The sequence below is a fragment of the Phyllobacterium zundukense genome, assembly GCF_025452195.1.
GTDB classification, from domain to species: Bacteria; Pseudomonadota; Alphaproteobacteria; order Rhizobiales; family Rhizobiaceae; genus Phyllobacterium; species Phyllobacterium zundukense_A.
The window spans coordinates 100,268-113,420 of record NZ_CP104973.1; the positions used below are offsets into that span (position 1 = coordinate 100,268).

The 13,153-nt window shown below is 57.6% G+C and carries 12 protein-coding genes and 2 pseudogenes; 3 read left to right on the forward strand and 11 right to left on the reverse strand.

The features are described from left to right. Positions 1–51: 51 nt before the first annotated feature. Positions 52–723, reverse strand: coding sequence for an efflux RND transporter permease subunit (locus tag N8E88_RS12895; protein WP_262294018.1), 672 nt, complete (start codon positions 721–723; stop codon positions 52–54). Between the two features lie 419 nt (positions 724–1,142). Here N8E88_RS12895 and N8E88_RS12900 point away from each other — a divergent pair, with 419 nt between their 5' ends. Next, positions 1,143–1,421: a hypothetical protein gene (locus tag N8E88_RS12900; protein WP_262291913.1), complete on the forward strand. Its 279-nt coding sequence runs from the start codon at positions 1,143–1,145 to the stop codon at positions 1,419–1,421. Between the two features lie 263 nt (positions 1,422–1,684). Here the strand turns inward: N8E88_RS12900 and N8E88_RS12905 are convergent, their stop codons facing one another. The 8 genes from N8E88_RS12905 to N8E88_RS12940 form a co-directional block, all read right to left on the reverse strand. Next, positions 1,685–2,263 carry a peroxidase-related enzyme gene (locus N8E88_RS12905; RefSeq protein ID WP_262294019.1) on the reverse strand — a complete coding sequence of 193 codons (579 nt, stop codon included), beginning with the start codon at positions 2,261–2,263 and terminating at the stop codon, positions 1,685–1,687. Position 2,264: 1 nt separating this feature from the next. Further along, positions 2,265–2,771 (reverse strand): CMD domain protein, encoded by a 507-nt coding sequence (locus N8E88_RS12910; RefSeq protein ID WP_262294020.1) that lies wholly within the window; start codon positions 2,769–2,771, stop codon positions 2,265–2,267. A 37-nt stretch (positions 2,772–2,808) separates the two neighbouring features. Further along, entirely contained in the window at positions 2,809–4,275 is a 1,467-nt protein-coding gene (locus tag N8E88_RS12915) for an NAD(P)-binding domain-containing protein (protein WP_262294021.1), read from the reverse strand. Between the two features lie 14 nt (positions 4,276–4,289). Continuing rightward, complete coding sequence (locus N8E88_RS12920; RefSeq protein ID WP_262294022.1) at positions 4,290–5,360, reverse strand: ABC transporter ATP-binding protein; 1,071 nt, start codon at positions 5,358–5,360, stop codon at positions 4,290–4,292. Between the two features lie 5 nt (positions 5,361–5,365). Continuing rightward, positions 5,366–6,157, reverse strand: a complete 792-nt coding sequence (locus N8E88_RS12925; protein ID WP_262294023.1) for an ABC transporter permease — start codon at positions 6,155–6,157, stop codon at positions 5,366–5,368. A 9-nt stretch (positions 6,158–6,166) separates the two neighbouring features. Continuing rightward, the gene (locus N8E88_RS12930) at positions 6,167–7,147 is read right to left on the reverse strand and encodes an ABC transporter permease (RefSeq protein ID WP_262294024.1); all 981 of its coding nucleotides are present in this window, start codon (positions 7,145–7,147) and stop codon (positions 6,167–6,169) included. Positions 7,148–7,219: 72 nt separating this feature from the next. Continuing rightward, the gene (locus N8E88_RS12935; protein ID WP_262294025.1) at positions 7,220–8,320 is read right to left on the reverse strand and encodes an extracellular solute-binding protein; all 1,101 of its coding nucleotides are present in this window, start codon (positions 8,318–8,320) and stop codon (positions 7,220–7,222) included. Further along, a complete protein-coding gene (locus N8E88_RS12940) occupies positions 8,317–9,378 on the reverse strand; it encodes a LysR family transcriptional regulator (protein ID WP_262294026.1) in 1,062 nt (353 codons plus the stop codon). The genes N8E88_RS12935 and N8E88_RS12940 overlap by 4 nt, the downstream gene beginning before the upstream one ends. A gap of 229 nt (positions 9,379–9,607) precedes the next feature. Between N8E88_RS12940 and N8E88_RS12945 the strand changes: the two genes are divergently transcribed. Beyond that, a complete protein-coding gene (locus N8E88_RS12945; RefSeq protein ID WP_262294027.1) occupies positions 9,608–10,699 on the forward strand; it encodes an NAD/NADP-dependent octopine/nopaline dehydrogenase family protein in 1,092 nt (363 codons plus the stop codon). Positions 10,700–10,818: 119 nt separating this feature from the next. Then, a pseudogene (locus tag N8E88_RS12950) lies at positions 10,819–10,986 on the forward strand (cation transporter); the annotation flags it as partial. A 93-nt stretch (positions 10,987–11,079) separates the two neighbouring features. Here N8E88_RS12950 and N8E88_RS12955 read toward each other — a convergent pair. Both N8E88_RS12955 and guaA read right to left on the reverse strand, forming a co-directional pair. Further along, positions 11,080–11,184: pseudogene (locus N8E88_RS12955) on the reverse strand (Hsp20 family protein); the annotation flags it as partial. A 389-nt stretch (positions 11,185–11,573) separates the two neighbouring features. Then, positions 11,574–13,148, reverse strand: coding sequence for a glutamine-hydrolyzing GMP synthase (gene guaA, locus N8E88_RS12960; RefSeq protein WP_262294028.1), 1,575 nt, complete (start codon positions 13,146–13,148; stop codon positions 11,574–11,576). Positions 13,149–13,153 lie beyond the last annotated feature (5 nt).

Here is a 13,153-nt window from a genome sequence, read left to right on the forward strand (position 1 = left end):
AGCCCAAGCCGCCACTATTCCAAGCCGTATAACCCCAGAGAATTGCCGGTCTCAATCCACACTGGTGATTTGAACTTCGGCGCGTTCATCTTCCGAACCGACAAAGCGTCCAAAAATGTAACGCAAACCCCGGCCAAAATCATCCATGATCGTAAAGACTGCAGGGACGAAGACCAAGCTCAACAGAGTTGAGGTGATCAGCCCTCCGATAACGGCGATGGCCATAGGCGCCCGGAAGGCACCGCCTTCCCCGAGGGCTAGCGCTGAAGGCAGCATACCTGCTGACATTGCTAACGTTGTCATCAAGATTGGCTGCGCCCGGTGGCGGCCCGCGTTGATCAATGCGGTGGTACGGTCGATACCTACGGCAATTTCCTCAACTGCAAAATCGACGAGAAGAATGGCGTTTTTGGTGACAATTCCCATGAGCATCAGAAAGCCAATAATGATTGGCAGACCGATTGAATGGCCGGTCATCAAAAGTGCAAGTGTTGCACCGGAGAACGCACCCGCGACGATACCGACGAGTGTGATGCCGATTTGAACTGTTGATAGAAACTTCCCGGGATTCTGCGAAAGCTGAATGGCGGCGCGTGCTCCCGCGACACCGCGATCGCGCAACATCTCCAGTCGTGCTTTACGCGCCGAGACTACCGCAAGTTCAGATAGTGCGAAAACTCCGTTCAGGAGAATAAGGAAACCGACGACCAGCAATTCAAACATAAGATTTTGGATTAACCCCAGGACGAAACTTTTGCAGGCGGGTTCGTCAGATGCCCAGCTGCCGCAACTAAGTAGGTAATTGCGTCGTGTGAGCCAAGCATGAAAGCCAGTCAAGTGGCAACTGATCTGACGGAGACGGGATATGATTCGGCCAAAAAATCGCGAACTTTATCTTTTTGGCTACCGATTCTCGGGACAGATGGCGACGGCAGCGCTCATAGGATTGTTCTTGGTGACAGCGATAGTCATTGCAAGCCCCGCGGGAGGCACATTTAGGAATTGCGATGGCTGATGCTTTGCGGGTAGTGATAGTTGGATGCTCTGACCATGCCTTGGGATAACCGACATTTGAGTCGAGCAGGTTTGATCGGCAGACGAAGACTCCGGTAACTGTTCTGTACGTGCAGTTGCCGGCGAGAATGCAAAAATTGCCATATCTCACCTCGACTCCGTTGGTTGACTTCGGCCTGACCAAGCGGCACATCACGACTTCAGCCAACTTGGAGGACTCCATGGCAGCACAGCACGTCAAAGAAATCGACGCGGCGATAAAGGAATTGATTTCCTCGCGTCGCCAGGAAATTCTGCAGATTGCACAAAACGGCGCGAATCCTGGACCGCTCAAGAATCTGGTGGACATCCAGACGGCTATCGACGCCCTCTACCGAGCACGTGAACAGGAAGGGGCACATTCCTGAATTAGCGGACACAGTTCATTGATCCTGACGAGACTGGAGCGCAAGACACATTCTGCGGTCCGTCAGTATAGAAGACTCGCTGTCGGCCCACGAGCGACTACGCCGCCTTCCACGGATCAGGCGAAAGAGTGTGCGTCGTTTCGTCCATGTCCATCGAGTCCTGCAAAAGGTGGCCCAAGCTTGGGACGAGCGTGCCGGCGTGAAACCTTCAGGCAGTTCAACGGGATGAAACAGCCCGCACTGTGAGTGTACTTCGCTTTGGCTCAGTCCAGCCTGTGCGGCTCGCCAAGCGTGTGCATCAAACGGTTAGCCCAACCAAAAATTGCGACGGCGTGGATAAGATCGATGATCTGGAGGTCGTTCATACCGATCTCACGTAGATGGTAGAATTGGTAGGTGCCAACCTTATCGGGATGCGCCGTCAGATCGACGCCGAAGTTAAATAGTGCCTGCTCGAACTCCGGCAGGTCTGCGTCAAGCCCGTTCTTGTAGATCTCTTCCACGACCTCCGGACGCCTTTCGAGTTGGATGTAGCGGGCCGCATGCACCGAGGCGCAGTATATACAGCGGTTGACGAAAGAGGCTGCGAGCGCCCCGATCTCGCGACCACCGCGCGAAAGCCCGCCCTCGCTATACATGATATCGTTGAAAAGTGGCGTGCGTTCCCTTAGAGTTTCGGGCTCATTGGCAAGCACCAATACGTAGTCAGAAATCTTCCTGTTCGACGGAGTGATTTTCAATGCGTCAAACTGCTCGGGTGTCGCCCTATCCAATTCGACCGGCTTCACATAGGGTTTCCAGCCGAGGGTGTCGACTGTGAATTCGTGTATCGCTTGCGACATGTCAGTTATCCCTCAGCATCTTGAGGCCGGCCACGACCAGCACCTGATAGTTGACGTAGGCGATGAGGCCTGCGAGTGTGACGATGTCCCGATCGTCGAGTCCAGCGGCGGTAAGCTTTTCGATGTTGGCACGGGTAGCGTCTTTCGGAGAAAGTGTCACCAGATCAACATGGGCGAGGATCGCTGCAAGGCGTGGATCACCCGCTGCCACGGCGGACCCGGGAGCGGTAATTGCGCGGAGTGCCGATCCGCCCTCTTGGCCTTCTAGAAGTGCGTGGTAATGGACGACAAGCTCCTGCGATTTCCATAGTGCTGCCATGCGGGCCGCCAATGCGGTTCTTAGTGAATAGGAGAAGTTGCGCGGCTCGGCGGGGCGAAGGGCAGCCTGATAACTCGTCTCGGTCAGTTGCTTCAGCTTCTCTCGCTGCTCCCGCAGGGTCTTGAGGTCCGCGAAGCGGTCAAGGCCGAGAACAGTATCGATCACGTCGACGTTCGGTGGAGTGGTCATGGCTTATCCTCTGTTTTGTGGACGTGTTGGCCGACGTTCAAGCGGTCTTCTGTACCGGTGCCGGCGCGTCGGCATCGGTCCATTCGGTTCCGTCGAGTTCGGGCTTCTCATAGGCGAGCAGCTCTTCCCAATGGTAGTCGATGTCGCGGATGAATAGCGAAGCCGCGACGCCGCGCGCCAGCCACAGTGCGCCCTCGCTGATAGCTGGAATGTCACCGCTGACCTTGCCGACGCTGACCGATGCGGCGTAGTTGAAGCAATGGATGTCTCTTAGCCATGGTGCCGTGCCGACTTCCTTTTCGGTGAAGGAAAAATCGTCGTTAAGCCACGGGAAACGCCCGAGCTCGGCATTTCCGTCGCCAGGCGGCGGCGTATAGCGGTCTTCCCAGCAAGCAATTCTGTCTTGAAAGGGGGCAAGTTCGTTGCGACTCATGGGATCAATGGAAAAGCCGGTGCCTAGGATGACGAAATCGGTGCGGAAGATACGGCCGTTGATTGTTGTGATGACGACGTCGCCGCCCTCCTCCTTCAACGAACAGATGCCGCAGTCGAAATGGAAATAGCTGTTCGGATGCTGGCTGACGCGGAGCGTCGAATTGTGCGGCGCAGGCGTCTGCTGCTTGGCAGCATAATCCATCAGTCGCCAACGCCATTCCGGCGAAATTTGCGCGAAGCCGGCGGTTACGCCATAGGAGCCGATGCCCATCAGCTTGTTGATCGTCGGCATTTCCTTGCGTCGGGCGAGAAGACGGACCTCGCCCGCGCCTTGCTCCAAGGCTTCCGCCGCATTGTCGACCGCCGAAGCGCCGACGCCGATGACGATGATGCGCTTGCCCTTCAGCCGTTCGAAATCGATGTCGTCAGCCGAATGCGCCCAGGATTCAAGTCGCTTCATGCCCTTGACGAAATTCGGGATGGTCGGCTCGCCAAGCCCGTCGCGACCGGTGGCCAGCACCAGTTTGCGGGTGAAAATCGGTGGCTCCGTGCCGTTTCCAATTGTGAGCTCCAGCAGACCGTCCGGGCGCGGTAGAATCCGGGTTACATCGGTGTCGTTCTCGACGGGTATCGTCATGATTTCGCGATACCATTTCAGGTATTCCATCCACATCGGACGCGGTATGCGAAACAGTTCATCCCATTCAGCCTCGCCGTAGAGCGCCGTATACCAGGCGCGAAAGCTGAGTGATGCCACGCCCAGGGCCGGGCCGAGCAGGGTTTTCGGGGAGCGCAGGGTTTCCATACGCGCATAGGTCAGCCATGGTCCCTCGAACCCTTTTGCCGCGCGGTCGACGATACGCATATTTACAATGCCGGCGCGTGCCAACGCGTGCCATGCCACCAGACCGCACATGCCGCCGCCGATAATGACAACGTCGCTGACTGGGTGACCTTCTTCCGTGGTCACAGGCATCGACCAGTTGGCCGGCGGGAAGTTCAGATAACTCAGATCCTCCCTCACCCGAGCATTCAGGTCGGCAAGCGGGTGCTGTTGGTTGTTGATCATGATCCTTCTCCAGTTCAGCTCGCCAGCAATACGGCGTCCCGTTCACGCCAGCCCACCCAGACCGCGTCACCCTCAATATGCGAAAGCGCTACCGGGTCGAGTTGGACGACGAGGCTCGTGCCATTTTCGAGGGTTACGGTGATCGAAGTATGGGCGCCCTTGAAGACGCGATGGACGATGCGCCCCTTAAGTGCCAACCGGCCCTCGGGCTTTGCCGTCAGGCAGTAGAGCGTCTCGGGCCGGAGCGCCAGGGTGGCGTGCGCGCCGGGCGTCACCGTCGAACCAATCACGTCTGCATGCACGACGTTACCCCGCCAGTCGAAGGTTGCGACTGTGCCCGCGACGGAAACGATAGTGCACTCGAGCAAATTGCTTTGGCCGATGAAATCGGCAACGAAGCGGCTGTGCGGTCGGGCATAGAGCTCGGAGGGCTTACCTATCTGCTCGATCCTGCCCTTGTTCATTACCACGATGACGTCGGACATTGTCAGTGCCTCCTCCTGGTCATGGGTTACGAAGATGAAGGTCTTACCGGTTTTCTGCTGAATGGATTTGAGCTCGATCTGCATTTGCTGGCGTAGTTTCGCGTCGAGCGCCGAGAGCGGTTCGTCGAGCAACAGCACGTTCGGATCCGGTGCCAGCGCCCGCATCAGCGCGACGCGCTGGCGCTGACCGCCTGAAAGCTGCGCGGGCATCCGCTCGGCATAGTCCTGAAGCGCGACAAGGGAGAGCAGATCGGTGACCCGCTCGTGGATCGCCCCCGACGCCATGCCTTTCAACTCCAGCCCGAAGGCGATGTTGCGTCGGACCGTCAGGTGCGGAAAAAGAGCATAATCCTGAAAGACTATATTGACGTTGCGCTTGTGCGGCGGCAAATGCGAGATCGGCTTGCCATCGAGGTAGATTTCTCCCGAAGTGAGGTCCTCGAAGCCGCCAAGCATACGTAGTGTTGTCGACTTTCCGCAGCCGGAAGGTCCGAGCAAAGTGACGAACTGGCCGGACTCGATGGCGAGGTCGAGGTTCTCCACGGCTGGTAATTCCCCGTAGAACTTGTTTACATTCTTGAAATGGACAACAGGCTGCATTCGCGTCAGCTCCTGGAACGACGGGTGAGATATTCGGCGTAGAGGCCGACTGCGGTGGTAACGACGAGCACGATGGTCGCCATAGCGTTGATTTCCGGCGACATGCCGCCCTGTACCTTGGCAAAGATCAGCATGGGCAGCGTCGGCTGGTAGCCGCCGAGAAAGAAAGTGCGCACGAAGTCATCGATACTGGTCAGGACGCAGAAAATCATTCCGCCCAGAAGAGCCGGCATCAGATAGGGGATTGTAACGCGCAGGAAAGCAACAAACGGATCGGCACCGAGATCGCGAGCCGCGTCCACCAGATTGGCAGGCATGGAGCGCAGACGTGTCAGCACCATGATAACCACAAAGGGCACCGCATGGACTGTGTGCGACAGGATGATCGCGAAGGTGCCGGTTGGTATGTCTACCGCGCGGATGAAGATGCGCATTGAGATAGCGTTGATCAGCCCCGGCACGACGGCGGGCAGGCAAGCGAGCGCGAAGATGGCCGGCTTGCCCCAGATGTTTTCCGCCGAGACGAGGAGCGCTATCCAGACCCCGATGATCGTGGCGCAGATGGTGGTCGCAAGGGCAATGCCGATGGAATAGAGTGATGCCGCGAGGAACTGCTTGTCATGCAGCACCTTGCCGTACCAGTCGAGCGTCCACTTGCCGATCGGGAATGCGATGAAATTGGCGTCTTTGAAGCTCATCGCCATCATGAGCGCTAGCGGCAGCACGAGATAGACGGCAAAGAGCCAGTAGGAAGCGCCGAGCGCGGTTTTGGGCAGGTCGCTAAAATGAGTTCGCATCGAGTCTCCTCACATCAATCGAATGGACCGACCGCCGACGACGCGCATGAACAGGCCAACGGTGGTGAGCGATACGACCAGCATGATCATTGAGAAGGCAGCCCCCTCCGGCCATTTGTCGTTCGAACCGTGGAACAGCATGGCGATGACTTCCGGGAAGATGACCGCATTCGGGCCGCCGAGCAGCAAGGGTGCAGCAAAGACACCGACAGCGGTCAGATAGACAAGGCTGCAACCCGAGACGATGCCGTCCCTGGAAAGTGGCAGGATAACCCGTCGGAAGCGTTGGAAGGGACCGGCGCCGAGATCGGCGGCGGCATGAATCAGCGGCGTCGGGATCTTCTCGATGGCCGAATAGAGCGGCAGCAACATGTAGAGCGCCAGGAGATAAACGACGCCGAAACTCAGGGAGAAAAAAGTGTAAAGCATTGGTATCGGTCGGTCGATAAAGCCCAACTCCCTAAGCAGCACATTCACAGCGCCGCGATTGGCGAGCAGCATGATGATCGAAAAGGTGCGAATGAGTTCCCCCGCCCAGAACGGGATGAGCAGTAGCAGCAACGCGCGCATGCGGTTCTTCGGCTGGACAACCTTGGCGACGTAGTAGGCGACAGGATATACGATCACCAGCGTCGAAACCGTGACTACCGCCGCAAAGATGAGGGTGCGGATGAAGGGCATGAAATAAAGCCTGTCAGAGAAGAACAGCGCATAGTTGGCAAGGGTATAGTCGCTGCTTTTTCCCGGCTGCGGCGGATAATTGGCAATGAAGCTAATGTTGGTCATCTGGATGATCGGCCCGATATGCAACATGACAAGCCAGATAAGCGGAACACCCGCAAGCACGACGAGCCTGATCCATGGGTTGTCTGCGAGGCGCCCGATCGTATTGCGGTAGAAGCCTGAACTCACCGCCCTCCCAATCCATCCGGCGTAGCGAGGCGACGCCAGCGAAGCGACGGCTCGGGATTGCGTCGTTGTGTCCACCATTCAGTTCCCAACTCCAGTCAATCATTCCTGGTGAGCGACCGGCCGAACGGCCGGCCGCTTTATGTCCGGTTTTCAGGCCGCCTTGATTTCGGCAGTGGCCTTGTCGATCATCTCGTTCTTCATGGCGCGGTTGACCGAGCTGAAGAATTGCACGCGCTCAACCTGCTCTGGCGGCAGTGCCATGGCGGCACGCTCCTTGTCGTCGAGTACCTTGTCGACGCCATCGAATGCCGAAGCGAAGCCTGATTGGCGCGTCATCGCCGCGCCGATCTCCGGCGAGGAGAGGATGGCGTCCAGGAAGGCATATGCCGCATCGGCATTCGGCGCATTGTTCACGACGTTGAACGAGTAGAGGAACCCGTAAGTACCTTCCTTCGGCACGGAGATCTCAATGGGGTGGCCATCCATGATGAGCTTGGCAGCGGGACCCGACCAAGTCTGTGCGAGGTAGATATCCTCGTTGACGAACATCTGCTGTACTTCCGACGCGGCATCGTAATATTTGCGCACCTTGTCCTTTTGCTTGATCATAAAATCGCGGGCTTTGTCGGTGGCTGCCTGGGCAACATCCGCCTTATTTTCATAGGTCACGTAGTCGCCATCACTACCCTGATAGCGCATGACGATGGAGAGGAAGTCGGAGACGATATAGGACGTCAGGTTCTTGTACTCGTCATCAAACATGATCTCCCAGCTGTCGGAGGCCTTGGTATATTCCGTATTGCGGGCAAGCCCCTCAAAGCCGGCGAGCAGCGGCAGCCCATAGGTTTTGCCGTCAAGGGTGAGCTGCGGCGCGCCTTTGTATGCAGGCCCAAGCTTGTCCCAGTTCTTTAGACGGGCAGTGTCTAGCGGGGCGAGCAGATTCGACGCCATGAACTGCGACAGGCGGTGACCGGTAACGGTCACGATGTCGGTGGATGGCGCGGCGCCTTCTGCGGTGAGCAGATTATACTGCTTGCCCTGATCGTCGGTCAGCCTGATGCGGATCTCGATGCCGCTATCTTTCTGAAACTGGTCAATGAATGACTGCGGCACGAACTTGTCATAGGTGGTGATATTTACCACCTTGCTTTGAGCGACGGCTGGGCGGATGATCGCCGGCGCAGCAAGGACGCCTGTGCCGGCCGCCAGCAGCTTTAACGTCGAGCGGCGATTTACGGTAAAGTCTTTCATGTCACTCTCCTCTTTGATTTTGGCAGGCTCATATTTCGTTCCCGGGCGCTTTCTTCGAGGCGACCCCTGCTTCGCTTAATATCAGGCTGACTTGCGCTTCGAGCGCTCTTCCCGGCGAAGGTCCTGTCGGAGATGCGCGCCATCTGGCGCGGATCATGACTGATGAAATCCGGCATCCGCTCGGATGCAATGCGCACGATACGCTCGATCAGCTCATGCGCGCAGGCTGATAGCGGACGGGCGCCGGCAGAAAAGATCGCCCAGAGGAAGGGAATATTAACATCCAGCGGGCGGATCGCGACGGGCGCCGATAGTAGGCCAAAGGCCGTTGCAGGCTCGATGATCGCCACCCCAAGGCCAGTCGACGCGATCTGCACTGCATTCATGGCCGCATTGGTAGCTATGACGCGCTTGGGCCGCACATTTGCGGCCTCCAGCGCCTGGTCGACATGATGGCGCAGACGGAACGGATTGGCCATGGTCACCAGCGTGCGATCGGCGATATCGGCGATTGAAATGACCGCCTGGACCGCGAGCGGATCGTGCGGCGCAACCGCGGCGACGCATCGCCCCTCAAAAAAACCCTGCACCTTAAGCCCAGGTTGCTCGGCCGGTAGCGATGTCACGCAGAAATCCGCAGTCCTCGCAAGGACCGACTGAACGGCTGCCTCCGCGGGCATGCTGCGAAGATGGATGACGTGCGGCAGACGCTCTTCGGACAATTCGGCGAGCGCGAGCGGAATGATGCCGCTTGCAAAAGCTGGAGTTGCAGCAAGTTCGATCGGCTCAGGCTCCCTCGCGGCAATCGCTTTTGCCCGATCGCCTAAATGGCCTATGCCACAGACGAAACGCTCGGCATCGTCATGAAATGCGATACCCTGGTCGGTTGGGGCAATCTTGGGGCCGTTGCGCTCGAACAGCGGAAAGCCGAGCGAGGTTTCCAGATCCTGTATCAGGCGCGTCACCTGCGACTGGGAACGATCAAGCAGACGGGCGGCGCCGGTTATACTACCGGTCGACATGACTGCCAGAAACGTTTCCAGGTCGCGGATTTCCATTCGATACCATGCATTCCTTGCATTATGACAGTAGCATAGTGCATAAAACGCATTCTAAGCGCTAGTGACAAAACACACGTTTTCTTTGTTTGGCGTTTAAGTAGAAAAGTATTCGTTCGGGAGCCCATCAGCGGGAAACGTTGAATCTGTATGGCGGCCGTTGCCTGGCTATAAAGTGCTTCGAGTTGTCGAACGCGGGCAATCGGTACTAGAAAAGGGAAATGGATTGATGCGTATAGGTATTCTGGGCGCAGGCGCAATCGCTTTCGGCGTGGTGGCTTTCCTTGCCAAAGCCGGCCACCAGCCGGTTCTCTGGTCGCCGTCCGGCGTTCGCATTCGCGAGCTCGCCGAGGGCGCTTCGCTGATCGCGACGGGTGCAATCGAGTTTTCCGGTCCCGTTGCGGTAGCCCGCGATTGCGCCGAAGCGATCTCCGGAGCCGACGTTATTATCGTTGCCTTGCCCGCCAACGGCCATCGCCTGGCATTCGATGCTGCCCTGCCGCATCTCAGATCCGGCCAACCCGTGATCATCAGTTCGCACAGTTCCTTCGGAGCACTTTACCTCGCAAAGCGGCTGGCGGAGCGCGGTGTACGGTTGCCCATCATCGTCTGGGGAACGACCCTTATTACTGGCCGTCAGCAATCGGATAGCGTGAGCGTTTCGGTCAATACCGTCCGTCAGAAAATCGACGTCGCAACGCTGCCAAAATCCGTGGCGGCAGAGGGGAAGGCGCTTTGCATCAAACTCTTCGGCGACCGTTTCGTCGAGCGCGACGGGCTTCTCGCTATTGCACTGTCGAACCTCAACCCACAGAACCATCTTGGTATCGCGCTTCTCAACTTAACCCGTATGGAGAAAGGTGAGACATGGGGACAGGGCGAACACGTCACCCCCGCGGTGGGGCACTTGATCGAGGCGCTTGACCTTGAACGACTCCGGATCGCCGAGAGCTTCGGACTTTCCGTCAGGACTGTGCAGGAGCATTTCTCGCTCTCGTTCCACGTGCCGATGGGCACTGTTTCGGAGATGAACCAGCAGATGCACCGCGAGGGCCGCGGCGGCTTCGGCCCAGCAACCGCCAACAGCCGATATATCTACGAAGACGTGCCCTTCGGACTCGTACCGACCAGCCTCCTTGGCCGCATTGCCGGCCGGCCGGCTGTGCTGCATGAAGCAGGCACCAGCTTGTTTTCGGCGGCGGTGGGCCGCAACCTCGTCTCAGACAACGACCTGTTGCCGGATCTGGCGCTTGACAAGCTTTCGGCGGCAGCCCTCACGACAATCTGCGAAGAGTGGCCCACCGCGGAGAAGCACCGCTGACATCTAATGGAATGGCGCATCGTGAGGGGGCAGTTCCAGTCGAGACATTATGCGATTTTCGAAGGACCAATCGGAAATATCAGACGAACTCGCTCACCGATAGTTAATATGACAAGCCCGTCGGCGCGCTCGTCATCGCCAGATGGTCCTGGGCCTCATTCGAGAGCGGGCGGGTACTCCTGGACTACGTTCCAACCAATGAAAATTTACCCGAAAAAACCCGCTCTGCTATTGAGGAAGAAAGCGACATGATCACTGGCCTGCACGTCTGGCAACTTGGTCCTGGACGGGGCTATCGTATCGCTCGTCAGCGAATAACCAAGGATGTGGACCGGGTGCATCTGTATGGATGCACCCGACGGACATGCTTCTGACCGCGGTCACTTTTCGCTGCTGATCGCGATGCGCTTGGCGTTAGCCTGAGCATTCTCGGTCTTCGGCAGCGTTATAGTCAGGAGGCCGTTTTCGAAGGTCGCGGCGACTTTTGGAGGCCAAGCAAGCCGATCGGTGCGCACCAAGTCAGCCGGCAATATAAAAGGTCATCGGACAAGGGGTTTGACTCGAGCGTCAGCTTTGGGCGTTCTTGACCTCTAAGCTGCCTGTCCGCCATCGGCCCCCTTTCGGACGTTCAACCGCACTCACATCAATATCTGCACCTTGCGGAGCCGCCGTGCACCGCACACCAAAAGTATCAGACAGACCTGCCGCACTTTCGCCGCCCGTTACCACCGGTGGATAAATCTAACTAAATCAATCTCTTGAGCAATCAACGATTCAATTGATGATGCATCTTGAATAGCACCCAGGACTGCTCGAAAATCGTTGTATTTTCAACGACAGAATACGATTTCCTACACCAAGCGGCGCTATCCCCCTACTCCCACTCTATTGTACCGGGTGGCTTTGAAGTCACATCATAGACAACGCGGTTGATGCCTTTGACTTCATTAATGATACGGGTTGCAGCCTGTCCAAGGAAACTCATGTCATAGTGGTAGAAATCCGCGGTCATGCCATCGACCGAGGTTACTGCGCGCAGGGCGCAGACAAACTCATAGGTGCGGCCATCGCCCATGACGCCGACGGTCTGCACCGGCAGTAGCACGGCAAAAGCCTGCCAGATAACATCGTAGAGACCGGCCTTGCGGATCTCGTCGAGATAGACCGCGTCGGCTTCGCGCAGGATTTCCAGCTTTTCACGCGTGATGCCGCCTGGACAGCGTATTGCGAGACCCGGCCCCGGGAAGGGATGACGGCCGATGAAATGGTCCGGCAAGCCAAGCTCCTTGCCAAGCACCCGCACTTCATCCTTGAAGAGTTCGCGTAAGGGCTCGACCAGCTTCATGTTCATATGTTCGGGAAGCCCGCCGACATTGTGATGGGACTTGATCGTCACCGACGGACCGCCGGTGAAGGAGACGCTTTCGATGACGTCGGGATAGAGCGTGCCCTGTGCAAGGAAATCGGCTGTCACACCGTCCTTGGCAAGCTTTTTGGCTTCCTCTTCAAAGACTTCGATGAAAAGTCTGCCAATCGTCTTGCGCTTCTTCTCGGGGTCGGATTCGCCTTCGAGCGCACCGATGAACCGGTCCTGTGCGTTCACGAGAATCAATGGCAGATTATAATGCTCGCGGAACATCTGGACGACATCGGCGGCTTCGTTCTTACGCATCAGGCCATGATCGACGAGGATACAGGTCAGTTGGTCGCCAACCGCTTCATGGATCAACAGGGCCGCAACGGAAGAGTCGACACCGCCAGACAAAGCACAGATGACTTTCTTGTCGCCGACCTGCTTGCGGATGAGATCGACCGCCTTTTCGCGGTAGGCCGACATCGACCAGTCGTCTTCAATTCCGGCGATGCGATGGACAAAGTTTTCCAGGAGCTTTGCGCCATCCGGCGTGTGCACCACTTCCGGGTGGAACTGCACGGCGTAGTATTTTTTGGCCTCGTTGGCGATCGCCGCGAAGGGCGCGCCGGTGGAAGTGCCGACGACCTTGAAGCCATCCGGTATCTCCATAACCTTGTCGCCATGGCTCATCCACACCTGATGGCGTGTGCCCTTGGCCCAGACGCCATCGAACAGGGCGCATTCTTCCTGAATGTCGAGAAAGGCGCGGCCGAATTCGCGGTGATGCCCTGCCTCGACCTTGCCGCCGAGCTGGGCGCACATGGTCTGTTCGCCATAGCAGATACCGAGAACCGGAATATTGGCGTCGAAGACTTCCTGAGGCGCGCGCGGACTGCCGATATCGACAGTGGAGTGCGGACTGCCCGAAAGGATGACTGCTTTCGGATTGATGCGGTGGAAGGCTTCGCCCGCGGACTGGAAGGGAACGATCTCGGAATAGACGCCGGCTTCACGCACGCGCCGTGCAATCAGCTGCGTCACCTGACTGCCGAAATCGACGATGAGGACTGTATCGGGATGAGTGGGTGTGTTCATGGCGG